Here is a 22769-nt window from a genome sequence, read left to right on the forward strand (position 1 = left end):
CCGCCTCGCCGCCGCCGGTCGCAGGCACTCCGTCCACAGGTCACGAAGCAGTCGAACGGCCCTTCGCCGCCCAGCGCGGCGGCGGCGAAGAGCCGCCCGGGCCCCGGCGGGCGAAGCCGGGGCGAGCGGGCGGCCGGACGCGCCGGGGCGGAGGGCGCGCCCGGCCTCTGCGGGGCCGGAGACCTGGTGGCGGCGGCTTTACCGCCGGAATTCAGAACGCTGAGAGCACCCCTGAGGAAGGGGCGAACGGTGCCGAAGTGCGCACGGTGCAGAGTCGGCGAGTCACGGCCTGGCCGCTCCTCCCATCGGGCATTTCTCCATTGACCGCACTCGTCAGAAGCTTCTTACTCTCACTTTTCAAGGTCAGCAACAAAGCCACAACAAACGTCCGGATGTGGACGGATTCCTCACCCTTGAGTGGCGCGAGCAAATTCAACCCCCGCCCGCCGCCTACCCGTCCCCACCACCGTCGCCGCCTGCTGATCCGCTGACACCGGACCCGGCGGGTGTACGGCGGGCACGCCGGCCGCGCAGTTCGAAGAAGCCCCAGAAGGCCAACGAGGCCAGCCCGAACGCCAGGAAGAGGGCGAGCATCCGCATCCCCGCCCCCGGCGTGCGGGTCTCACCGGCCTTGGTCGCGAAGAGGACGTGGGTGAAGAAGAGCGTGGTGAAGCCCATGACCCCGGCCCACGCCCGGTCGCTCCATTCGGCGAGGTCCCGGCCGTCCATGAAGGTCAGCGGGATCAGCGCGAACAGGACCGTCTCGATGCCCATCACGACGAACCCCGCCAGCACCGCGTCGCCCAGCAGAACCCATGCGTCGCGGCTGCCGTCGTCGGCCGCCGAGTCCAGCGGGATCCGCGCCACCCAGGCCACGACCACGGCGCCCAGCGTGACCGCCGCCGCGATGAGGACGCCACGGCCGGCGAGGACCTCGTTCTCCCGCTGGGACGCCGGACGGCGCCGCCGCCGTCCGCGTCCTCCGGTCGTCCGGCCCGCCCGTTCGGGCTCGTCGGCGGCCAGGAACAGCCCGTACACGTAACCGGGCCTGAACCCGGCCGCCACGGTCGCCACCGAGCACATGGCCGCGACGACCAGCGCGCTCGGAACGGGCCGCAACTGCACCCGCTCGCCCGTGACGTGATAGCGGTACGCGACCGCGACGCCCGAATAGAGCGCCGTGGTGGCGACGACCGCGACGATGATGCCGATGGCCGAGAAGAGCGTCTTGAAGTTCGGTCCGACGCCCCCGCCGGCCACCAGGAGCAGTCCCGCGGAGACCGTGATGAAGAGCGCGACCCGCACGGCGGTGGAACCCCCGGTCCAGTCGCGGTTCCCGAGCCGCAACAGGCCGCGGATGTCGTCCCGGTTCTTCTCGTAGGTCTTGTTGAAGACCTCCGCGGGGAAGCCCACGGCCACGATGATCAGCCCGGCGAGCAGGACCGACGCCAGCGAGCGCGGCAGCCCGAACGGCACCTCGTGCGGCGAGGGCAACAGCGACGCGAGCCCCGACCTGAGGTCATCGTTACCGGGTGGCCCGGCGATCTGCAGGTCGGCGGCCGCCGACACGCGCCGCTGCCCGCCGCTGACACAGTCCAGATCCAGAACACGCCGCCCCGGCCGCGTCCCCGCCGGAACGACCACGGCACCGGTGACCGCGGACTCGTTGCTGGCCCTGTCGACGGCGGTGATCGGCGAACGCAGCGGGAGCACGCGGTCCGCCAGGCGAGGAACGTAGCTCTCGCAGTCCTGCGGGTACTTCCTCCCCATCACGAGCACGGTGGCGCCGGGCAGCGCCGACTTCGGCGACACTGACACGGAGGTGACCTGAGGCGGCGGTGGCGGCGAAGTCGTCGTGGTCGGTGACGGAGAAGGCGTCGGGTCCGTACTCGTAGGCGTCGGGCCGGTCGGCTCGCCGCCCGTGGGACCCGTGGTCGGGACTGACGGACCACCGGGAGGCGATGACGTCGACGTCGAGGGCGATGGGGAAGTGCTCCTCGGCCCGGGCGAGGTGGGTGTCACCGTCGGCGTGATCGGCGGCTTCGTAGGCCCGAGACCGGGGTCGGCGATGACGACGAAGAGCGCGGTCGCCGCCGAACCGGGGTTCGTCGCACACTCGGCGCTGATCGTGTGAACGCCCTCACGAGCCCCTTCGGGCACGGAGAACGTCGAGATGAACGCTCCCTGGTCGCTCACGTCGGCCGTGGGGAGCGGCGTCCCGCCGTCCCAAGTCACGAGGGCCTGCCCGGAACGTCCGCGCCCTGCGGCGTCGCAGTCGAAGGCGATCCCGCTCAGTTGCACGGCCTGGCCGGTCGCCCCGCTGCCCGGAGTCGCCTTGATGCCCGGTGGACCGTCGAACGGTATCTGGAGAACGGTGAGGGTGCGTTCTGCCGCGACCTTCTCGTTCCCGATGCACCGGGCCGTCACTTTGTACGGTCCATGCTTCGCATCGTCCGGAATTGTGAACGATCCGGCGAACGAACCTTCGGGGGTGACGGTCTGCGAATTGACCGACTTAGGCTCGGGAGAGCCAGGCCAGAGCACTTCGACGCTACCGGCGGCGTTTTCACCGACTCTGCAGTCGAAGCCCGTCCCGATCGGAGTGATCACATCACCCGGGTAGGCCACCGGGGGATCGAGGAACAGTTCCGGCTTGAGGACCTTCGTCACGGTGAAGGTCAGGGATATCTTGTCTTCGCCGCAGTGACCGGTCACCTCGTGTTGGCCTTCATTCACCTTGGGCACTTTGAACGAGGCTGAAAAGTCATCCGTGGAGTCCGGCGTGGCCTTTCCGAGCTCTGTCGTGGTGTCCCACGTCAACCGCACGTCCGCGCAACCCACGGCACGACCGCTGGCCTGGAAGAACTGACCTGGATTTCCGTGGTCCGGCGTTATCCCGAACTCCTCGAAGTGCCCTTTCTCGGTCCCCTCCACCACGAATTCTGTGGTGACGGAGACCTCTGGGTAGTCCTTACACCTCGCCGTGACGACATGCCGTCCCTCGCCGGCGCGCTCCGGGATCTTGAAGTCGGTGCCGAAGCTCCAGCCGGTTCCGCTGACGGGAGATGTCACCGGAAATCCGGGGACGTCCTCATCCCACAGGATTTCGGCCTGCCCGTCCCCCTCGGGCCCGTCACCGTTGCAGTCGAATCCAGATCCTGCCGCGTGAATCGGGTCCGTGGTCTTCCCCGAGCCCGGGACCAGTGTGACTCCTGGGACGTACACGGACGTGCTCGCGGTCACCGTGTCATCGTCCGTACAGCGAGCGGTCACCGTGTACTGGCCCGGCTGGGCGTCAGCTCTCACTTTGAGCAGGTGCGAGAGCCCACCTTCGCCATCGACACTTGCCTGCACATCAGAATCGATGAGTTTGTGCTCCGGTGTGGCCGGACTGGTCGCCGAGATGGTGACCTGGGAAACCTCCGGGCACTTCAGTTTGTGGCCCGAAATTTCGAAATCCTTGCCCGGTACCGCCGAACGTGGGCGAGCCGAGATCGAAGGTGGTTCCGCTTTCACTGTCACCGAAACACGGGCAGTTGCTTTGGGATACGGCTGTTCCAGTGGCTGCTGCATATCGGCGACCTGACACGTGGCCATCAGGCGATACAGCCCGGGGGTGGTTCCCGCGGGGATCGTCACAATGATGTCCGTGCTGCCCGCACTACGAGACTCGGCTGCTTGCACCAGTGTCCAGAGGGCTCCCTTGTCAACCCACCACTCCTGCAGCCAGATCTGCACGTTTCCGGTGTACTGGAGGGCCAATTCGGCGGAAGGTGACGGAGGCGAGCAGTCGAACCCGGTGACCGTGACCGTGGTTCTTCCTTCCGCCGGGACGGCCGCGGGCTTCACGGTGATTGTGGCCTCCGCCGCCTGCGCGTTCCCCGGGACCGCTAGTGACGCCGTGCAGAAGGCGGCCGTCAGCAGCAACATCCATGCCGCCAGACGGGCACGTCTTCTGGGCAGGTCGGTCATCGTTCGCCACCGGTCGTCAGGTCCGGACCCACGAACGGGCGTTCCCCGGATCCGTTCATCGTGGATCTCCTTTGGTGCCTCACCGTTCATGCTCGTTCGGCCTCGCCCCTGGGGCATCGGGGACCGCCCCAGGGGTTCGCCTAGTGAGGCCGAACGGAGCCGCAGGTGTTCACCAGAGCGGCTCGGCCTACGCCTCGGAATCGTTTCGCGCAGGATGCAGAGAGGCCGAGAGGGGCTCGAACGTCTCGGGGAGGTCCGCGGGCCGCGCCAGAGCCACGTCCTCCGTGGCGTCTGCGGGCTCGGGCCATGGGCGAGGACCGCCGGGCGAGATCGGCTCCGGCCCGTTGTCGTTCAGTTGATCACGAACCATGCCACTGCCGTTTCCGTCGTCGGGGCCTGAGTGAGAAAGATGGTGAACGCGCCGGCCGCCGGGTCGGGCACCGCGGCCCGTACGGCGACGCCGGGGCGGTTCGCCTGGAGCGTCGCGAGCACGACGCTGTCCGCGCGCACCGTCGGCCCGGCGACGGTGACCTGTGCGGAGCCCGCCGGGACCACCGTCCGCCCGCTGGAACTGAACCGCGCCGACCCCTGCACCTGGAGCGCCGTGGACCCGGCGTTCGGCGCGGTGGCGTACACCCCGATGCCTCCGGCATCGGTCGCCGTGGCACCGAAGACTCCGATGCCGCCACGGGCCGTGGCGTCGCCCTCGACGCCGATCCCGTAGTCGGTGTTGCTGCGGCCGATCGTCCCGATCGATCCCTCGCCCCAGACACCGAGGCGCGCGAACCCGAGGACGCCGACCCCGCTCGCCAGGCCGTTCAGGTTGATGCCCTCGACCCCGAACCCGTCGGCGCCGGACACCTCCCCGATGACCCCCGCCACCGGGGCGCGCCCCCGGACGCCGACACCTTCCTTGCTCCGGCCGTCGACGCCGGTCCCGCCCCCGACGTCCTCGCCGACAACCCCCGCACTGGCCTTGGCGACGCCGCGTACTCCGACCCCGGCGCTTCCACCTTGGAGGTAGAGCGATGTGCCATAAACGCCGTCACCGTTGTAGCCGTACGAACGTACGCCCACGCCCTGGTAGGCGACCGCGTAAAGGCCGTCACCGCCCGCCTGGCTGGCGAAAAGATAGAACCCCGTGCCATTCGCACCGCCGCCCGCCGAGTTCCACAGCGAGGTGGACGTGTTCTCGTTGTTGTTCGCACCCTGGCCTTGGATGACAGGTTGTCCGTCCGTCATAACATTCCCCCGATCCGCTTTCGCTCTAGAAAAGAGCCTACGTCGCAACCTTTCAAGAGCAAGAGCGGCGAATGGAAATGCCCACTTCAGGTCACAATTCCGGGATCCTGTATCCGAATCAATTTCTCCACCCCAGTAACCCACGCCGCAGGACACCCCGGCTTCACCACACCCGCAAGGGCCAGTCGAGATCGACGGCGAACGACTCGGCCGAACTCACTGGCGGACCGAGCGTTCAAAGCCCCGCCCGGCCCCGCCGTCCGAAGCGCGGAGCGTCGTGCGGCAGCCGGCCTCGGCGCCCATGGCTGATCGCGGCGGCCCGCAGGTCCGGTCGCCGAGCGACGTTCACCGATGAGCGGCCAGTACCGCCGCGAGGCCTTCTTGCAGATCTTTGACGAAGTACTCGGGAACCTCCAGCGACGGGAAATGCCCCCCGCTTTCGGGTGACCTCCATCGGACGATCTGCCGGTACCGCTCCTGCGCCCAGGGGCGCGGGCACTTCTCGACGTCGCGGGGATACATAGTGATTGCCGACGGGACGTCGACCCGAAGTTCGGGGTCGAGCGAGTTGTGACTTTCGTAGTAGATGCGGGCCGCCGACGCGCCGGTCCGCGTCAGCCAATAGAGGGTGACGTCGTCAAGAACGTTGTCTCTGGAGATCGTCTCGAACGGGCTGTCTTCGGTGTCCGACCACTCGGCGAACTTGTCGAGGATCCAGGCGAGAAGCCCGACCGGTGAGTCGACGAGCGAGTAGCCGATGGTCTGCGGTCGGGTCGCCTGCTGCTTCGCGTACGCCGCGCGGTGGCGCCAGAAATCGCGGGTCTCCTCGGCCCATTCGCGCTCGACCGCCGTCAGCCCCTCCGTTGCCAACCCGGGCGGTCCCTCCGCGAACGTCGTGTGGATGCCCAGGACGTGCGTCGGGAACCTGCCGCCGAGAACCGTGGTGATATTGCCACCCCAGTCGCCGCCGTGGGCCACGAACTCGCTGTAGCCGAGCCTGCCCATCAGTTCCACCCATGCGGCCGCGATCTTTTCGGTTCCCCATCCGGTGGCGGCCGGCTTGTCGCTGTAACCGAAGCCTGGGAGCGACGGCACCACGACGTGGAACGCCGGCGCGTCCGCGTCTTTCGGATCCGCCAGCTCGTCCACTACGTCGATGAACCGGGCAACGCTGTCCGGCCAGCCGTGGGTCAGGATCAGAGGAGTGGCATCCGCGCGCGCGGATCGGCGGTGCAGGAAATGGATTCCCAGATCATCAATGGTCGTGCGGAACTGGCCGACCCGGTCGAGACGCTCCTCGAACGACCGCCAGTCGTACCCGGTGCGCCAGTAGTCCACGACATCGACGAGGTCGGCAAGAGGAACGCCCTGGTCCCATCGGCGAGGGTCGGGCGCGGCGCGACGCACCGTCTCGGCCTCCGGTAGCCGCGCCGCGGCCAGCCGCGCGCGCAGATCGTCGAGGTCGGCGTCGGTCGCGTGGGCTTCAAACGTTTGCACGTCGCGGGTCGGACGGGACATGAGACCTCCTGGCCATCGCGGAACCGGCTAAGACGGTTCTAACATCCCGTCCTGCCACCGTGCAACCGGCTAAGGTGGTTCCATGAGCGCTGGGTTCCCTGACTTTCGCCTCGGTAGCGTGCTGGCGACCAGCTTCACGGGGACTCTGACGGAGCGCCGCGGCAACGCCGTGGAGCGCATTCCCACGCCGCAGCGACTCGTCGACTGGCTGGCGGTGAACGGCCTCGCCGTGGACTCCTGCACCACCGCCCAGCTCGACCTCGCCCGGGAACTGCGGGAGTCGATCCACCTCGCCGCGACAGCGGCCGCGGTCCAGGACGCTCTCCCCGCATCTGCCGTCCACGTCATCAACGACCGCAGTGCCGAGGGTCGGGCCGCTGCGATCCTGACGCCCGAGGGCAAGCGGCAATGGCGGCTCAGCTCGGGCTCCCGCGTGGAAGACGCCCTGAGCGTGATCGCCGCCGATGCGATCAGCATCATCGCGGGCGAACGAGACGGAAGATTGGCCTTGTGCGCATCACCGACCTGCCAAGCCGCCTTCTTCGACACCAGCCAAAGCCGCACCCGCAAATGGTGTGACATGAACACGTGCGGAAACCGTCAGAAGAAAGCACGCTTCAACGCCAACCAGCGCAAACCCTCTAGGTCGGCGAAGTGATCGTTACGCTCTCGACACGATGGTGGACGCGACCGGAGGTACATCGTCACGTTCTCCAGATCGCTACTACAGGCAGCGCGACCGTACAGGGCGTAGTCCCGGCCCAGATGCGATGCAGCGCCATGTCCTGGCTCAGGACGCCGACGCGGCGGTGAGGGCGGCCGTGAGCGCCCAGTCGAGTACCCAGTGGCGTTCGCCGAGGATCGTCCGGTGGACGTCGAATCCCATCTCCGGCCACCGGGCAAACGGGGCGGCGAAGGTGTCGCGAAGCGCGGGCCGGCCGTGGATCGGCTGCTCGCCGCCGTGCAGCCAGAACCGGAGTCCTGCCCGATGAGAAGGGCGTCACCTGCGCCGTTCTCCTCACCCGGGCGGCGGCGTTCTTCACCTCCCGCGGCATCACCCGCATCCAACGGGTACTGACTGACAATGCCAAGAACTACCGGATCTCACGAGCGTTCCAGCAGGACTACGCCGAGCCGGGCGCCCGACAGAAATTCACCCGCCCCCGCTGCCCATGGACCAACGGCAAAGCCGAACGCCTCAACCGCACCCTCGCCCAAGAATGGGCCTACCGACAGCCCTACACCAGCAACCAGCAACGCACCGACCAACTGGCCACCTGGCTGCAGCACTACAACCCCAAACGCCCACACGTAGCCCTCGGCGGCCAGCCACCCATCACCCGCCTGACACCAAGATCACGATCAGGTACATCTAGATCGCCGACACCGATGCAGCCTCACTTCTGATGCCGAACTCGCGGGTCAGCTCCTCGAACGCTTGCAGTGAGTCGGAGTCCGTCATCGACTCCCCGGTCAGGTCCTCGAGGCGCTCTCTGACCATGGGAAGGCCGCTCGCCCATTCCCGGACATGCCAACGGATCATGCCGTCCAGGTAGCGGCGCGCGGCCTTCCCGCCTCCGAGGACTGATCCCCGAGCCATGTGGTGCCGCCCGGCCTGGATTCGTTCAAAGGCCCACAACAGCGTGAAGTAGGCATGCCTGATCTTCTGGGGGGCGAAGTCCAGGTCAGGTTGGGGTGGGCCGTGAACAAGGGTGCCGAGGGCATCGCGCGCTCCGGCGACCTGCCCGCTGGTCAGGTCTTCGTGCAGGGACCGCGCCAGCTCGTAGTAATCGTGGCGCCGGTTCAATGCGTAGACCACCATAACCGCGGTGACACTGATGAGCGCGGAGACCGCGCTGGGAATCCAGTTCATTGCCTCGGCTGATCTCCTTCATCCGGCCTCACCGTCGCGGATGGAAGCAAGGCATGGGCGGGCAGACAGGCCAGCGGCCGGAGCTATGGTTGCGCTGGGGCACTGGTCGGACGATGGTGCGGCTTCTCTGGTTCCCGGAGGCAACGTCCTCGGGTGTCGGCTGGCTGGTTCCACGGGAGTTCGAGGCGATCATCCGCGGTGAGCGCTTACCGCGGGCCGTACAAGGTTTCCAGCAGGCCCCGCCATCGCTCCGGCGACATCAAGCAGGTCACTGGTGAACACAAAAACGGTGGTTCCCGGGGATGTGGTCTGGCTTCAGCAGAGGCGAGTTTCGCCGCCTTGACTCTGTTGTCTGACCCGTGAAATAGGTCTGGTTGGCCCAGCCATGGGCGCGTACCGTTTCCGCTGATGTCACACACGCCCCAGGCCTGAACCCCTGTGGCGTCGGCTGGTTCACCGTGTGTGTGCTCGTAGATCTCGGCGAAGGGGACCTCCGTGAGCGACAAGCGTGACGCCAGTGTCGGCGCACTTGAAGACCTGTCGCGGATGTTCAGCAAGCATTCCAAGAACCTGGACGCTTTGATCAAGAATCCGAACGGTCGGACGGTGTCGAGCACGGAGATCTGATGGGGGCCGGGTGCGGACCGGTTCCGGGCTCCGTGGATGGAGGCCAAGACCGCGTTCGACAAGATGGCGATCGCTCTGGAGCAGGGCGGCCAGGACCTCAAGCGTTCGCAGCAGAAAATCGAGGCGGCCACTCGCTGACCGCACCCGTCCTCCCTGTGGCGGGTCGGCGGGACTGCCTGGGTTTTCGCACCAGGGGGTCAACTGCCTCAGCGCCCAGGGGGATCACATTCGTTCCTGTGGCAAAGGTTGAAATGCGGTGAGTGCCCTTCTCTCCCCTGTCAACGCTTTGCTGATCGGGGCCTGGTGGTGGTCTGATGACACGGGCTGAGCAGGCGGCGGTGCGGTTGACGCAGATCAAGCAGCTGGCCGAGCAGCACGGGAACGCGTTGCGATCCTCGTTCGGGCTGTTGCTGGAGGGCGCGCTGGTCGGCCCGGCCGCCGACCGGCTCCTGTCCGACCTGGCGGACCGGCACCGCGATGTGCGCGCGGGGTTCTATGCGGCGTTCGATGCGGCAGAACGGCTCGCCGCACAGACCCAGGGCGGACCACCCCACGTCGGCGAGCCCTACATCCCAGGACCACCACGCGGTGGCCGACGCACCTCCACAGACGTACGAAGTGGCTCGCCCGACGGACTGCACCGGCTCGGTGTGGAGTTGGGCCGCGCGGGTCGGGAGTGGGAAGACGCCGGCGGCGCGCTGGTTCGGATCTTGGACGGCCTGGGCTTGGATACCGGCCCGGGGCATGGGATCCGCCGGGCCGGCGGCTGGGTGGCCCGCCAGCAGCAGGATGTGCACCGGCGGCGCGATGAACTGCTCAAGGCCGATCGTGACGCGGCGGTGCAGGCCGCGGTGCAATCGGCCATGGGTGTGGTGCGCGGCCTGGCCGCAGGGCTCGGGCAGGACGGTGACGGCAAGGGGCCGTGGGAGACCGCGCTGAGGAAGACGTGGCATGACTACACCCAGAGATATTTGGCCGGAGTGTGGGACGGCACCAAGGACCTGGGCCTGTACACGCTGGCCAGCAACGCCAGCACCGCCCCGTTCTACATGATGGTCGACTGGGACAGCTGGGAACAGCGCGGCCCGATCGGCCAAGCCAAAGGCCTGGCTCAAGGCGCACAACACCCCGTCGAGTTCGGCAAGGCGCTGATCAACTGGGACCTGTGGAAAAAGGACCCACTGCGCGCCTACGGAACCATGGTCCCCTCCATCGTCATCGGCGCCGTCACCATGGGCACCGGCTCGGGCAGCGCCGCCGGCAGCCGCCTCGCCGCCGCCCTCAGCAAGGCCAAAGTCACCGAGCGAATCGATGCGCTGCGCAAGGCCGGCCCTGGGGCACACGGTGTCCAACGACACCTGGATCCAACTGACGATGATCTGAAAAGAAGGCTGGGTACACCCAAGTACAACGATGACGGGTCACCGAAGCTCAAGAATGGGTTCGTTGTAACGAAAGACAAGATCGACCCAATGACCGGTACGACGAAGGACGGCGTCACTGGAAAGCTGCACAAGGTCGGACCGTATGCCACGAAATTTAATGATCCGAAGACATTCCAGAACGTTGAAGGGGTGTTGCGCATGCGGGCGCTGAAGAGTGGCGACTATGTCCAGAAGGTTCCGATCGAAGAACTTCTGGGCAAGAATGGACACAAGCACTTCACTGGTTATTTCATTGACCCCAACAGCCCAGGAAATTATCTGCCTATTAATTTCAAGGGAGGTGCGATCAAGGCGATCTTCAAGAAGGATGCGAACGGGAATCTTTATCCGTACACTATGTACCCAGATCCTGCCCCTGGAGTGCATCCATGAGCCATAGGTGGCTTCATCGTGAATGATCAGTTTCAGAAATTTGTCGAGGTTGGCCTGCATGTCGAACAGGTCAATGACCTTGAAAGCATGAAAGAGGTTCTCGAGGCGGGTTCGGCCGACTATGCGGCGGCGGTCAAGAAGGGGATGCAGGAATTGATTGCGAAACGCTCCCTTTCTGTGGACGACTGGTTCCATCAAACTTATGTTTCGTTTGATGACGAGGATGAGCTGTATTCGTACCTGCAGGCTGCCTATGATTACCTTTTTGGAAGCAGGTCTGAGCCGCCGGAGATCGATTGAGTCCGGATCCATCAGAGGTTTCAGTTGCCGCCCTTGGGTGTTGATTTCGACTCGACGCGATCGCCCAGGGCCAGGGCCCACTGCTCGAGCTGCCGGTAGCCGTCCTGGGTGACCTCGATCGTGGTCTGGGCCAGGCGGCCGCCGATCCCGTTCAGCTTGATGTACCCCGCGGCGCTTCAGGGTCTACGCCAAGTGCATCGACGGGCAGCACGATCAAGCCCGGAGGCGCATCTCAGACGCGCTCAAGGACTGATGGTCGGAATCCCACCCGCTTGCCCCGTGGGCAGGCATTGGGCAGGACTGGCCGCACAGCGCCGAATCTAGCGCACACAACCGCACACAGCATGAAGCCCCTGACTGGCGTAGTCGCTGGTCAGGGGCTTGTTTTGGCTGATCTTGGAGGCGCCCCCGGCAGGATTCGAACCTGCGACACCCGCTTTAGGAGAGCGGTGCTCTATCCCCTGAGCTACGGAGGCAACGCCGTCGAGCGTAGCGGACGGCAAGTACAGGGTAGAGGAACGGGAGCACCGATGGCTCCTCCTTATCGACGGGCTATAGGCCTGATCGGTTCGTATCGGTACGCTTCGTTGCCGTGACGGGACGGCATCGAGGGGACCTATCGGGGTTGAAGCGAGCCCCGTGGCAGGTGATCGCTGCTGTTGTCACGGCGGTTGTCGCGGTAGTGCTCGTGGTGGGGATCGTGTCGCGGCGCGGGGGCGAGGAGCCGCAGGTGGAGCGGCCTCAGGTGGCGCAGACGCAGCCGACGCCGACGGTGTCGGAGACGTACCCGACGTACGGCGAGTACGTTCCGCCGCGGCCCGTGCAGACGCGGGCGCCGCGGTCGACGCCGCGGGCCACGGTGACGCCGTCGCGCAAGCCGACGCGGCGGCCGTCGGCCGAGGCGCGGAGGTGCCCGCGGGGCTGGGAGGACGTCCCGTTCCTGCGCCGGTGGTGCCAGCGGAACGGTTACAGCGTCCGGTAACGCTCTGGTCACTCAGAACCTGTAGTACCGTTCCTGCGGATTGCTCCGGGCATGCAGGAGGAACGAGTGCCAACCCCTCGGTCAGCGGCGCTGGCTGCGGTTTTCCTGGTGATCTTGGCACCGGGGGCGGCGCGGGCGGAGAGTGACCCGATTGAGGCGTTGCGGCGGCAGGCCACCGAGGCGCGCACGCAACTGGAGAAGGCCACCAAACAGATGGAAGGCCGCAAACGCGATTTGGCACGCTCCCAAGACAAGCTGCGTGTCACGCTGAAGGATCTCGGCAAGGCGGAGGCGGAGCTCAACCGCATCCGCGAACCGCTGGCCAGGCTCGCGAACGCGTCCTACCAGCAGCCGGGCGCCGCCGGGTCGATGGCCATCTTCGGCGGCGGCGATCTCAACGACGCGCTGCGCGCCACCGCTGACGTCACCCACCTGGCGAACGGGCAGGACGCCCTGGTGAAGAAGGCCGACGAGCTCCAGAGCCGCCGGCAGCAGCTCTCGTCGACCGCGCAGGACCTCCAGTCGAAGAACGCGGTCGAGCAGACCAGGCTTCAGCAGGAGATCGACGGCCTCAGGAACAAGTCGACCCAGCTCACCAAGGACCTCACGGCGACGCTCAACCGCATGAGCATCGGCCGTGACCGGCGGCTCGAACTCGGCTGCGACAAGAGCCTGGCGGCGAACGCCCGGAAGTTCCCCAACGGGCTGATCCCCAGCAAGTACCTGTGCCCGCTGCCGCAGAAGGGCGAGCAGTTGCGGGCCGACGCGGCGCTGGGCTTCTACAAGCTGAACGCGGCGTACAAACGGCGGTTCGGGCGCGACATGTGCGTCACCGACTCGTACCGCAGCCTGGCCAACCAGAACCGCGTGTACGCGCAGCGGCCCGGGTTCGCGGCGGTGCCGGGCACCAGTAACCACGGCAAGGGCCAGGCGGTCGACCTGTGCGGCGGCGTCCAGAACTCTGGATCGTTGCAGTTCAACTGGCTGGAGGCCAACGCCGGGAAGTACGGCTGGCGCCACCCGGCGTGGGCCTACTCCAACCCGTTCGAGCCCTGGCACTGGGAGTACGGCACAGAGGACGAGGACGACTAAGGCCTGTTTCGACTCCGGGGCACGTCCTAGGCCTGCGCCGGGGCCTCGGCGGTCGGCACCACCTCGACCGTGCAGTGGGCGCAGCGGCGGGCCTTGATCGGGATGTCGCTCAGGCACTGCGGGCACTCGCGCGTGGTCGCGTCCTTGTTGCGGTCCAGACGTTCGATCAGCTTGGTCGTCGGCAGCACCACGACGAAGTAGACGATCAGCGCGGTGATGAAGAACGTGATCGCGGACGTCAGGAAGACGCCGTACGGGAACCTGGTCCCGTTGATGGTGACGGCCAGCTTCGTGTAGTCGGGCTCGCCTCCGAACAAGGCGATCAGTGGCGCGATGAAGGACGTCGCGAAGTCCTTGACCAGGCCCGCGAACGCCGCACCGACGACGAACGCCACTGCCAGGTCGACGAGGTTGCCGCGGATCAGGAACTTCTTGAAGCCGCCCATGGAATGCTCCTGCGGGGGTAGGGGGTCGTGTACACGACCGCCTGTACCCACAGAGGCGGCTCGATCACGCGGTGGCGGGGGCCGCGCTCTCCTCAAGTTGCGACGTGCAGAACGTGCAGAACGCGCAGAACGCGTTGTCTTGATCGGAACGCTGCTCAGGCAGCGCGGACAGTCGCTCTCGCCGACCTCCTCCTCTGTGCCCCATCCGCGTCACCACCTCGCCGATCGGCGGCACGACGGGATGTAGATGATCGCCGCCGTGATCAGGAACGAGATGCGCCGCCGTGAGAAAGATCGCATAGGTGGACCCTTTTGGGGGCCGGGATTGGTCCTGGTCTAAGGGCGTGTGTGCGGACCTGGAGGCGGTCGGACTTTGGTTGCGTTCGTCGTGGTCCTGGTGCAGGCCCGAGATCGGCGTGGGCTGAAGGCGCGGAGGGGGTGGGCGGGGAAGCGGGGGTGGAGTGTGGGCAGGGGAGTGGGCGGGCGTGGGTGGGCGCTCGCTTTCTGGTTGCGCAGGGGATTTTCGTATTAGGCGGTGGGGGTTACTTCGGTGGTGCAGTACTTGCAGCGGGTGGCTTTTACGGGGATCTCGCTGAGGCAGGCGGGGCAGTCTCGCTCGGTGGCCTCCTTGTTGCGGTTGGCCCGGTCGATCAGCTTGGCGACGGGGGAGACGACGAGGAAGTAGACGACGGCGGCGATGATCAGGAACGAGATGAGGGCGTTCAGGAAGACGCCGTAGGTGAACTTGGAGCCGTTCACCGTGAAGTAGAGGGAGGCGAAGTCGGGCTGGCCGCCGATCGCGGCGATCAGGGGCGTGATGAACGAGGAGACCAGGGTGGTCACCAGGGCGCCGAAGGCGGCGCCGATGACGACCGCGACGGCCAGTTCGACCAGATTGCCGCGCAGGAGGAACTTCTTGAAGCCTTCCATGGCCCCCCGATTCGTACTCGATCAGTTACGGATAGTTACCCCACGATAGTCAGCGACAATCTTGATCGTGCGGAGGCTGTGACGAGTGCCGCCGCCTGTGTCGGGGACGTCGCGACGACGATGAGGGCGCCCTGGTCGGTGGGCTCCTCCCGGGGGACGGCGATCACGGTCACCGCGGACACGACGGGCGTGGCGGGGGAAGCGGGCTGGTCGGCGGGGGGCGTGGCGAGGACGTCGATGCGGTCGCCGTGCTGGAGGAGGCGGGTGGACGTCGGGTCGGACATGCGGATGGGGGTCGCCACGACGCCGGGGGTGTGGTCGCGGAGGAGGCCGGGGCCGAGCAGGCGGGCGTCGGTGAGCGGTTCGCCGCGGCGGACGGGGCCGGTGAGGACGCGGCCGGTGGCGGGGGAGCGGAGGGCGCCGTCGGGGACCAGGGCGGTGGGCAGGGCGAGGGCGCGGACGTCGCCCGGGCGGAGGGCGGCGCCACCCGGGAGGTCCCGGGCGGCGGCGATCACGGTGACGGACGGGGGCGGGGCGGGACGGAGGGCGAGGAGCGCCAGGCCCGTCGCGGCCGCGGCCAGGGCGGCTGCGAGCGGGCGGCGCCGGCGGGCTAAGCGGGCCTTCATCAGGGGAGCTCGATCGGGAGCTTCATGCCGTCCAGCGTGCGGGGGCAGGGGCAGGTGCGGTCGGCGGGGAGCGCGGTGATGACGTCGGAGACGACGGCGCGGAGGCGGTCGATGTTGTCGCCGAAGACGCGGTAGACCTCTTCCATCGTGACGCCCTCGCCCTCCTCGATGCCGGCGTCGAGGTCGGTGACGAGGCAGAGCGGGGTGTAGCAGAGGGCCAGCTCACGGGCGAGGACGGCTTCGGGGTGGCCGGTCATGCCGACGAGCGTCCAGCCCTGCGCCGCGTACCAGTGCGACTCGGCGCGGGTGGAGAAGCGCGGCCCCTCGATGACCACGAGGGTGCCGCCGTCGACCGGTGTCCAGTCGGCCTGGCGGGCGGTGTCGACGGCGACGGCGCGGCCGGTGGGGCAGTAGGGGTCGGCGATCGAGACGTGGATGGCGGCGGCCTCGTCGTAGTAGGTCTGCGTGCGCGCCGTGGTGCGGTCGACGAACTGGTCGGGGACGGCGAGGGTGCCGGGGCCGTAGCCGGGGGTGAGCGAGCCGACCGCGCTGGGGGCGACGACCTGGCGCACGCCGAGGGAGCGCAGCGCCCACAGGTTGGCGCGGTAGGGGATCTTGTGCGGCGGGAAGCGGTGGTCGCGGCCGTGCCGGGGTACGAACGCGACGCGGCGGCCGTTGAGGTCGCCGATGGCGATGGGGTCGCTGGGCGGGCCGTACGGGGTGTCGACCGTCACCTCCTCGATGTCGTCGAGGAACGAGTAGAACCCGGAGCCGCCGATGACGCCGATCTCGGCCGAGGGTGCGGAAGGCGTTGTCATGCCGCTGACATTAACGAGCAGATCACCGCCGCTGCGAGCCCCCCCTCGCACCTGTGGATAACTCCACTGCGGACGGAAGACCGGGTGGTGAGGGGAAGGCCCGCCAGGCAGTGGAAGGACCCGATGGGCATGGGGAAGGGGCCCGGCGGGAGGTTGCCGGGCCCCTTCCTTCTTGCGGGCCGGGGGTCTGGAGTGAGCGCTCCGGTCCCCGGGGTGGATCAGCCGACCGGGTCGAGGACCTTGGGCGGCTCCTGGGCGGTGGTGGGCTTCTCCTTGGCCAGGCGGCTCGGCGCCCAGATGCGGCGGCCGATGTCGAACGACAGGGCCGGCAGGAGCAGCGAGCGGACGATGATCGTGTCGAGCAGGACGCCGAACGCGACCACGAAGCCCATCTCGGCCATCGAGACCAGCGGCAGGGTGGCGAGGGCGGCGAAGGTCGCGGCGAGGACGAGCCCGGCCGAGGTGATGACGCCGCCGGTGACGGTGAGGCCGCGCAGGACGCCGCGGCGGGTGCCGAGGGTCTGCGACTCCTCCCGGACGCGGTGCATGAGGAAGATGTTGTAGTCGACGCCCAGGGCGACCAGGAAGATGAACGCCAGCAGCGGGAATCCCGCGTCCGTGCCCTCGAAGCCGAAGACGTGATCGAAGATCAGCGCGCAGGCTCCCAGTGAGGCCAGGAACGACAACACGACGGTGGCCATCATCAGCAGCGGCGCGACCAGGGCCCGCAGCAGCGCCACCAGGATGAGGAAGACCACGACCAGGACGATCGGGATGATGACCTTGTTGTCGCGGACCGAGGCGCGCTGGATGTCGAGGTTGGTGGCCGTCTGGCCGCCGACCTTGGCGTTCGCGTCGGGGACGCGGTGGACGTTGTCGCGGAGCCGGTCGATGGTGTTCTGTGCGGCCTTGCTGTCGGCGGCGTTCGCCAGGGTCGCCTCGTACTGGACGAGGCCGTTCACGGTGGCGGGCTTGCCGACCTCGGCGATCCCGGGCGTGCCGGCGACGGCGCGGGCGATCTCGTCGGACGCGGACGCGTTGGCGATCACGACGGCGGGGGCGCCGGAGCCGGCGGGGAAGTGCCGGGCGACGGCCTCGGCGCCGACGATCGAGTCGGGCTTGTCGACGAACTGGCCCGCGTCCGAGAGGCCGTCGGCCTTCAGCGAGGTGAGGCCGAACGTCATCGCGACCAGGCCGACCGAGGTGAGGGCCCAGATGGCGCGGGGGTGCGAGCTGACGAGCCGGGCCACCCGGCTCCAGATCCCGTGCTCCTTGTCGTACGCGTCGGGGTCGAGGTACTTGGCCTCGAAGTGCGGGCGCTTCGGCCAGAAGATCCAGCGGCCGAAGATGACGAGGAGGGCGGGCAGCAGGGTGGTCATGGAGGCCAGGGCGGTGAGGACGCCGGCCGCGGCGACCGGGCCCATGCCCTTGGTGGAGTTCATGTCGGCGACCAGGAGGCACAGCAGGCCGACCGCGACGGTGGCGGCGGAGGCGATGATGGCCGGGCCGGCGCGGTGCAGCGCGTACGCCATGGCCTCGTGGCGGTCCTCGTGGCGGTGCAGCTCTTCGCGGTAGCGGGCCACCAGCAGCAGCGCGTAGTCGGTGGCGACGCCGAAGACCAGGACGGTGAGGATGCCGGCGCTCTGCCCGTTCACGGTGACGCCGCCGCTCTTGGCGAGCAGGTAGACGACGGCCTGCGCCAGGCCGAGCGCGAAGACGGCGCTGAGGACGGGGACGAACCAGAGAACGGGACTGCGGTAAATGATCAGCAGCAGGACGATGACGACGATGCCGGCGGCCATCAGCAGGAAGCCGTCGATCGTCTCGAAGACCTTGAACATGTCGGCGCCGCCGCCCGCGGGGCCGGTGACGTGCGCGTTCAGGCCGGGCGGGCCCCGCTTGGACAGGTCGCGAGCGTCGTCGACGGCCTTGGTGACGTCCTCGTCCGTCAGCGGCACGAGAGTCTGGAGCGCCTTGCCGTCCTTGGACGTGAACGGCCCCTGCACCTCCTGCGCGCCGGGCAGCTTGCCGAACGCCGCCGCGTCCGCCTTGGCCTTGGCCTGGTCGGCCGCGGTGACGGCGCCGCCGGAACGTTCGTAGACGACGACGGCGAGCATCGTCTCGTCCGCGCGGAACTGCTCCTGGAGCTTGACGACCTGGGTCGACTCGGCGCTCTTGGGCAGCCAGCTGGCCGCGTCGTTCTTCTCGACGTCGCCGAGCTTGCCTGCCAGCGGGCCGAGCGCGGCGAGCGCCACGATCCAGAGGGCGAGCACCGCCCATTTGGTACGTCTACCGGCGATCACGCCGGCCAATCGGTAGGCCCGTCCCTTGGGGGGAGCGTGGCTCTGGCCCGGTGCGCTCATGGTCTTCTCCCAGGTCTTCGTCAATCGTGGAAAACTTCGAGATATGTCGTGTCTGGTTCAGGTTGTCTCTCGATTAGAGAGTTGTCAAGTACTATCTCGAAACCGGTCCAGCCCATGGGCGGAGGTGGAGCGGGCGGTGCTCGAGATGGGGCGCGGGCCGGTTTCGTGCATGCTCTGATGTTCGCCGCGCGAGAGGTGCGAGCGCGTCGGGCTCGAGTGGTGACCGCGGCTACATCTTCCGAGTGAACTCCTCGCACGCGGCTACGCCCCGTGGCGTAGAAGGGCGCTCGCGGCTCGGCCGTGAGGAGGGGAGCGAACATGCCGCCTGGTCGGAGAGCCGCGGCGGGAAGAACGTGGCGCTACGTCCGCTTAGCGTCCCACCCGGGCGGGAACGATCACCTCACGCGGTCACTTCGGCGTTCGGGGGAGAAGTGGACATCGTGGTGTGGCGGGCTGCCGCTTTGTTGCTCACCTATCCTGACCAGCGGTTCTACAACCGCCGGCCGATGCTGCGCGCGGTGGTGGAGGAGTTGTCGCCGAGTCCGGCGGCCCGCCCGCTCGCCGGTTTCCTCGACCACGCCGAGGGGACGACGCCCGTACGCCTCGGGGTGCAGTACATGGAGATGCGGCGCTGCACGAGCCTCCACCTGACGTACCACTCCGGGCTCGACGCCGAGCACCGGCTCGCGGCCCGCACCCGGCTCGCCGATCTCTACCGCGCGGCCGAATGGGGCCAGGGGGAGGGTGAGGAGCCCGACTTCCTGCCGGTCGTCCTGGAGTTCGCGGCCCACTGCGCCGACGAATGGCTGCTACTGGAGCACCGTGCCGCACTGGAACGCGTGCGGTCGGGCCTGGTCGCCCAGTGCACGCCGTACGCCGCGCTGGTGGAGGCCGTCTGCGCCACACTGCCGGAGCCGCGCGGGAACGCCGAAAAGGGTCATGACCACACCCCGCCGGCCGGCGGAGATTTGGCCATGACCCTCGAGACCTGGGGCTCGTCGGCTTAGACGGCTCAGGCGACCTTGGTGCTCGACCCGCCGCCGGACGACGACGAGGAGCCGCTCCCGCCGCCGGAGGAGTCCGACGAAGAGGAGGAAGACGGCGAGGACGACGAGGACGACGTCGTCGAGTCCGACTTGTCGCCGGATCCGCCGTTGGACGAGGCGGCGCCGTTGCCCGCGCCGACCGTGGACGACGACTTGCTCGAGCCGCGGCTGTCGGTGCGGTAGAAGCCGCTGCCCTTGAAGATGATGCCCGCCGCGGAGAAGACCTTGCGCAGCTTGCCGGTGCAGGTGGGGCACTCGGTCAGCGCGTCGTCGCTGAACTTCTGAACGACCTCGAGAGGTTCGCCGCACTCGGTGCAAACGTACTGATACGTCGGCACGGTTCCTCCTCGCTGACACAGCCCCGGTGCCGGGACTGGCACTCCTGTAGAACGACTGCTAAATGGTACCCGTCACTGGAACACGATTCGCCCTGGGCGTATTTCCGAGCCCCGCCCGCGTGACCGGGTAGGGCCACCAGGCCACGTCCCGGAGCGGCGTCAGGTGCCGGTCTCGCCGAACCAGCCGGCCAGCTTGCCTCGGCGGCTGACGGCGCGGAGGCGGCGTTCGGCGGCTTCGCGGACCTCGGCGGTCGTGACGACCAGGAGGGTGTCGCCGGCGCGGAGCGCCGTGGTCGACTCGGGGACGAAGCTGCTGCCGTCCCGGACGACCAGGGTGATCGACGCCCCGACCGGCAGGCGGAGCTCGAAGATCTCGACGCCGTTGAGCCGGGAGTCGGCCGGGACCCTGATCTCCAGGAGGTCGGCGTGGAGCTCCTCCAGCGGGGCGGCCTCCACGTCCAGTTCGCGGGCCTGCTCGTCGCTGCGCAGCCGGCACCAGCGCGCGACCAGCGGCAACGTCGGGCCCTGGAGGAGGGTGAAGACGACCACGATGTTGAAGACGATCGAGAAGAGCCGACCGGCCCCCGACACCTGCTCGACCATGGGGATCGTGGCGAGGACGATCGGCACCGCGCCGCGCAGCCCCGCCCAGGAGGCGAAGATCTTCTCCCCCCAGGACAGCCGGAACGGGATCGTCGACAGGACCACCGACACCGGGCGGGCGATCAGCAGCAGCACGAAGCCGATCACCAGGGCGGGCACGATCTGCCGGGGCAGCTCGCTGGGGGACGCCAGCAGGCCCAGCATCACGAACAGCCCGATCTGGGCCAGCCAGGCGATGCCCTCGGCGAATCCGCGGGTGGCGGGCCGGTGCGGCAACCGCGCGTTCCCCAGCATCAGGGCGCTCACGTACACGGCGAGGAAGCCGCTCGCGTGCAGCAGCGCCGCGGCGCCGTACGAGCCGACCGCCAGCGACAGGACCGCGATCGGGTAGAGGCCGGACGCGGGCAGCGCCACCCGGCGCAGCGCGTACGCGCCGAGCCAGCCGATCGCCAGGCCGACCACCGCGCCCGCCGCCAGCTCGTAGACCATGATCGCGGCGAGCTCGGCCAGGTTGGGCATCTCGCCGTGCGTGGTGGCGCTGAGCGCGACGACGAGGATGACGACCGGGGCGTCGTTGAACCCGGACTCGGCCTCCAGCAGCCCGCTCAGCCGGGAGGGCAGGGGCAGCCGCCGCAACACCGAGAACACGGCGGCGGCGTCGGTCGGCGCCAGGACGGCGGCCAGCAGGAACGCCAGCTGCCAGTCGAGCCCGATCAGCCAGTTGGCGGCGACCGCGACCACCACGATGCTGATCAGCGTGCCGATCGTGGACACCGCGAGCGCGGCGGGCACCGCCGGGCGGACGTGCCGCCAGTTGGTGGTGATGCCGCCCTCGGCGAGGATCAGGACGAGGGCGGCGAGTCCGAGCGTCTCGGCGAGGTAGGCGTTGTCGAACTGGATGTGGAACGGGCCGGACTCGCCGATGAACAGGCCGATGCCCATATAGGCCAGGAGGCTCGGCAGGCCCGCCTGATGCGAGAGGCGCACCGCGACGATTGCACAGAGTATGAGTGAGGCCCCGAGGAGTAGCCAGACGTCGAGATGCACATCCCACCCTTCGGGGTCGTGGAAGCCTGATCGTTAAGTGATCCTACAGATTCGTATACGGATCACCTATTTGCGACTGACCGATGCCCCTGCGTCAGTGCCGCGCGGACTTCCGGGACGGACGGCCTCAGCGGCGCCTGACCTGCGGATCGATGCCGTTCACCACGTTCGCCACCGGACGGCCCGAGACCGCCGCCGTCACGTTCTCCTGGACCATCGTCACCAGCTTGATCTGGGACTGGTTGCTGCCGCCCGCCGTGTGCGGCGAGACCAGGACGTTCTCGTGCGTGCGGAGCGGATGGTCGGCGGGCGGCGGCTCCTGCTCGAAGACGTCGAGGGCGGCCCCGGCCAGCGTGCCCGACTCGAGCGCCGCGAGGACGTCGGCGTCCGGCGCGATCCCGCCGCGCCCCACGTTCACCAGCAGCGCGTTCGGCGGCAGCAGCGCCAGCTTCGCCGCGTTCAGCAGGCCGGTGGTCTCGGCGGTGAGCGGGATCGCGATCACCAGGATGTCGGACGTGGCCAGCAGGTCGTCGAACTCGCGGTAGGTGGCGGCGGCCTCCGGGCGGCGCCGGCGCGACCAGTACGACACCGGGCAGCCGAGGATGCCGAAGAGCCGGGCCGCCTCCTCGCCGATCGGCCCGTACCCCACGATCCCGACACGCTGCGTGTGGATCTCCCGCGGGCTCCGGGACAGCTGCTCCATCTGCGGCCACTTGCCCTCGCGGACCTGCCGGTCGCCCCAGACGAGGTTGCGGCAGAGGGCGAACGCGGCGCCGACCGCCCACTCGGCGACGGCCCGGGCGTTGAACCCGGCGGCGTTCGCGACCGGCACCCCGGCGGCGGCCAGCGCGTCCAGGTCGAGGCTGTCGGTGCCGACCGACGGCTGCTGGACGAAGGCGAGCTTCGGCGCGGCGGCCACGGCGTCGGCGTCCAGCGCCAGCCGCCCGGTGAAGTCACCGATGACCAGTTCGGCGTCCGGCAGGGCGGCGAGAAGCCCGTCCCGGTCGCGCGACGCCGGGAACGTGATCTCCGCCTGATCGCCCAGCCCCGCGAACAGCCCGCGCACCAGGCTTTCGTCCAGCGGGGGCAGGGAGAGGATCCGCCACGGAGCCGCCATCTCGAACCTCCA

General features: G+C 68.4%; 19 protein-coding genes, 1 tRNA gene and 1 pseudogene. 8 read left to right on the forward strand and 13 right to left on the reverse strand.

Annotated features, from left to right (window positions below):
• Window positions 1–450: 450 nt before the first annotated feature.
• From ABZ810_RS35265 to ABZ810_RS35275, 3 genes are all read right to left on the reverse strand, one after another.
• Window positions 451–3972 (reverse strand): FGLLP motif-containing membrane protein, encoded by a 3522-nt coding sequence (locus ABZ810_RS35265; protein WP_358410683.1) that lies wholly within the window; start codon window positions 3970–3972, stop codon window positions 451–453.
• A gap of 351 nt (window positions 3973–4323) precedes the next feature.
• Entirely contained in the window at window positions 4324–5214 is an 891-nt protein-coding gene (locus ABZ810_RS35270; protein ID WP_358410685.1) for a hypothetical protein, read from the reverse strand.
• A gap of 345 nt (window positions 5215–5559) precedes the next feature.
• Window positions 5560–6732 (reverse strand): epoxide hydrolase family protein, encoded by a 1173-nt coding sequence (locus ABZ810_RS35275; protein ID WP_358410686.1) that lies wholly within the window; start codon window positions 6730–6732, stop codon window positions 5560–5562.
• Window positions 6733–6814: 82 nt separating this feature from the next.
• Here ABZ810_RS35275 and ABZ810_RS35280 point away from each other — a divergent pair, with 82 nt between their 5' ends.
• Together ABZ810_RS35280 and ABZ810_RS35285 are read left to right on the forward strand one after the other, a co-directional pair.
• Complete coding sequence (locus ABZ810_RS35280) at window positions 6815–7390, forward strand: CGNR zinc finger domain-containing protein (RefSeq protein WP_358410687.1); 576 nt, start codon at window positions 6815–6817, stop codon at window positions 7388–7390.
• A gap of 320 nt (window positions 7391–7710) precedes the next feature.
• Window positions 7711–8139: pseudogene (locus ABZ810_RS35285) on the forward strand (integrase core domain-containing protein); the annotation flags it as partial.
• Here ABZ810_RS35285 and ABZ810_RS35290 read toward each other — a convergent pair.
• A complete protein-coding gene (locus tag ABZ810_RS35290; RefSeq protein WP_358410688.1) occupies window positions 8105–8605 on the reverse strand; it encodes a hypothetical protein in 501 nt (166 codons plus the stop codon). The pseudogene ABZ810_RS35285 and the gene ABZ810_RS35290 overlap by 35 nt on opposite strands.
• 495 nt (window positions 8606–9100) lie before the next feature.
• Here ABZ810_RS35290 and ABZ810_RS35295 point away from each other — a divergent pair, with 495 nt between their 5' ends.
• From ABZ810_RS35295 to ABZ810_RS35305, 3 genes are all read left to right on the forward strand, one after another.
• Window positions 9101–9232 (forward strand): hypothetical protein, encoded by a 132-nt coding sequence (locus ABZ810_RS35295; RefSeq protein ID WP_358410690.1) that lies wholly within the window; start codon window positions 9101–9103, stop codon window positions 9230–9232.
• 314 nt (window positions 9233–9546) lie between these two features.
• The gene (locus ABZ810_RS35300) at window positions 9547–11049 is read left to right on the forward strand and encodes a hypothetical protein (protein ID WP_358410692.1); all 1503 of its coding nucleotides are present in this window, start codon (window positions 9547–9549) and stop codon (window positions 11047–11049) included.
• Between the two features lie 18 nt (window positions 11050–11067).
• The gene (locus tag ABZ810_RS35305; RefSeq protein WP_358410694.1) at window positions 11068–11349 is read left to right on the forward strand and encodes a hypothetical protein; all 282 of its coding nucleotides are present in this window, start codon (window positions 11068–11070) and stop codon (window positions 11347–11349) included.
• A 403-nt stretch (window positions 11350–11752) separates the two neighbouring features.
• Here ABZ810_RS35305 and ABZ810_RS35310 read toward each other — a convergent pair.
• Window positions 11753–11825, reverse strand: a tRNA-Arg gene (locus ABZ810_RS35310).
• A 254-nt stretch (window positions 11826–12079) separates the two neighbouring features.
• Between ABZ810_RS35310 and ABZ810_RS35315 the strand changes: the two genes are divergently transcribed.
• Both ABZ810_RS35315 and ABZ810_RS35320 read left to right on the forward strand, forming a co-directional pair.
• Window positions 12080–12331 (forward strand): hypothetical protein, encoded by a 252-nt coding sequence (locus ABZ810_RS35315; protein WP_358410695.1) that lies wholly within the window; start codon window positions 12080–12082, stop codon window positions 12329–12331.
• A 108-nt stretch (window positions 12332–12439) separates the two neighbouring features.
• Window positions 12440–13423: a D-alanyl-D-alanine carboxypeptidase family protein gene (locus ABZ810_RS35320; protein ID WP_358410697.1), complete on the forward strand. Its 984-nt coding sequence runs from the start codon at window positions 12440–12442 to the stop codon at window positions 13421–13423.
• Between the two features lie 26 nt (window positions 13424–13449).
• On the opposite strand, the gene ABZ810_RS35325 is transcribed toward ABZ810_RS35320, so the two are convergent.
• From ABZ810_RS35325 to ABZ810_RS35345, 5 genes are all read right to left on the reverse strand, one after another.
• Window positions 13450–13869 carry an MscL family protein gene (locus tag ABZ810_RS35325; protein WP_358410698.1) on the reverse strand — a complete coding sequence of 140 codons (420 nt, stop codon included), beginning with the start codon at window positions 13867–13869 and terminating at the stop codon, window positions 13450–13452.
• A 528-nt stretch (window positions 13870–14397) separates the two neighbouring features.
• Window positions 14398–14799 (reverse strand): large conductance mechanosensitive channel protein MscL, encoded by a 402-nt coding sequence (mscL, locus tag ABZ810_RS35330; protein WP_358410700.1) that lies wholly within the window; start codon window positions 14797–14799, stop codon window positions 14398–14400.
• A 35-nt stretch (window positions 14800–14834) separates the two neighbouring features.
• Window positions 14835–15425 (reverse strand): RcpC/CpaB family pilus assembly protein, encoded by a 591-nt coding sequence (locus ABZ810_RS35335; RefSeq protein ID WP_358410701.1) that lies wholly within the window; start codon window positions 15423–15425, stop codon window positions 14835–14837.
• Complete coding sequence (locus tag ABZ810_RS35340; RefSeq protein ID WP_358410703.1) at window positions 15425–16243, reverse strand: S-methyl-5'-thioadenosine phosphorylase; 819 nt, start codon at window positions 16241–16243, stop codon at window positions 15425–15427. The genes ABZ810_RS35335 and ABZ810_RS35340 overlap by 1 nt, the downstream gene beginning before the upstream one ends.
• A gap of 218 nt (window positions 16244–16461) precedes the next feature.
• Window positions 16462–18606, reverse strand: coding sequence for an MMPL family transporter (locus ABZ810_RS35345; RefSeq protein ID WP_358410705.1), 2145 nt, complete (start codon window positions 18604–18606; stop codon window positions 16462–16464).
• Window positions 18607–19037: 431 nt separating this feature from the next.
• On the opposite strand from ABZ810_RS35345, the gene narJ reads away from it, so the two are divergent.
• Window positions 19038–19613, forward strand: a complete 576-nt coding sequence (gene narJ, locus ABZ810_RS35350; RefSeq protein ID WP_358410707.1) for a nitrate reductase molybdenum cofactor assembly chaperone — start codon at window positions 19038–19040, stop codon at window positions 19611–19613.
• Window positions 19614–19618: 5 nt separating this feature from the next.
• On the opposite strand, the gene ABZ810_RS35355 is transcribed toward narJ, so the two are convergent.
• The 3 genes from ABZ810_RS35355 to ABZ810_RS35365 all read right to left on the reverse strand — a co-directional run bounded on the left by ABZ810_RS35355 (window position 19619) and on the right by ABZ810_RS35365 (window position 22757).
• Window positions 19619–19990, reverse strand: coding sequence for an FmdB family zinc ribbon protein (locus ABZ810_RS35355; RefSeq protein WP_358410709.1), 372 nt, complete (start codon window positions 19988–19990; stop codon window positions 19619–19621).
• 159 nt (window positions 19991–20149) lie between these two features.
• On the reverse strand, window positions 20150–21640 hold the full coding sequence (locus ABZ810_RS35360) for a potassium/proton antiporter (RefSeq protein ID WP_358410711.1): 1491 nt from the start codon (window positions 21638–21640) through the stop codon (window positions 20150–20152).
• Window positions 21641–21767: 127 nt separating this feature from the next.
• Window positions 21768–22757 carry an NAD(P)-dependent oxidoreductase gene (locus ABZ810_RS35365; RefSeq protein ID WP_358410713.1) on the reverse strand — a complete coding sequence of 330 codons (990 nt, stop codon included), beginning with the start codon at window positions 22755–22757 and terminating at the stop codon, window positions 21768–21770.
• Between the last annotated feature and the right edge of the window lie 12 nt (window positions 22758–22769).

The sequence above is a fragment of the Spirillospora sp. NPDC047279 genome (assembly GCF_040643285.1).
In the GTDB taxonomy this organism is placed as follows: domain Bacteria; phylum Actinomycetota; class Actinomycetes; order Streptosporangiales; family Streptosporangiaceae; genus Spirillospora.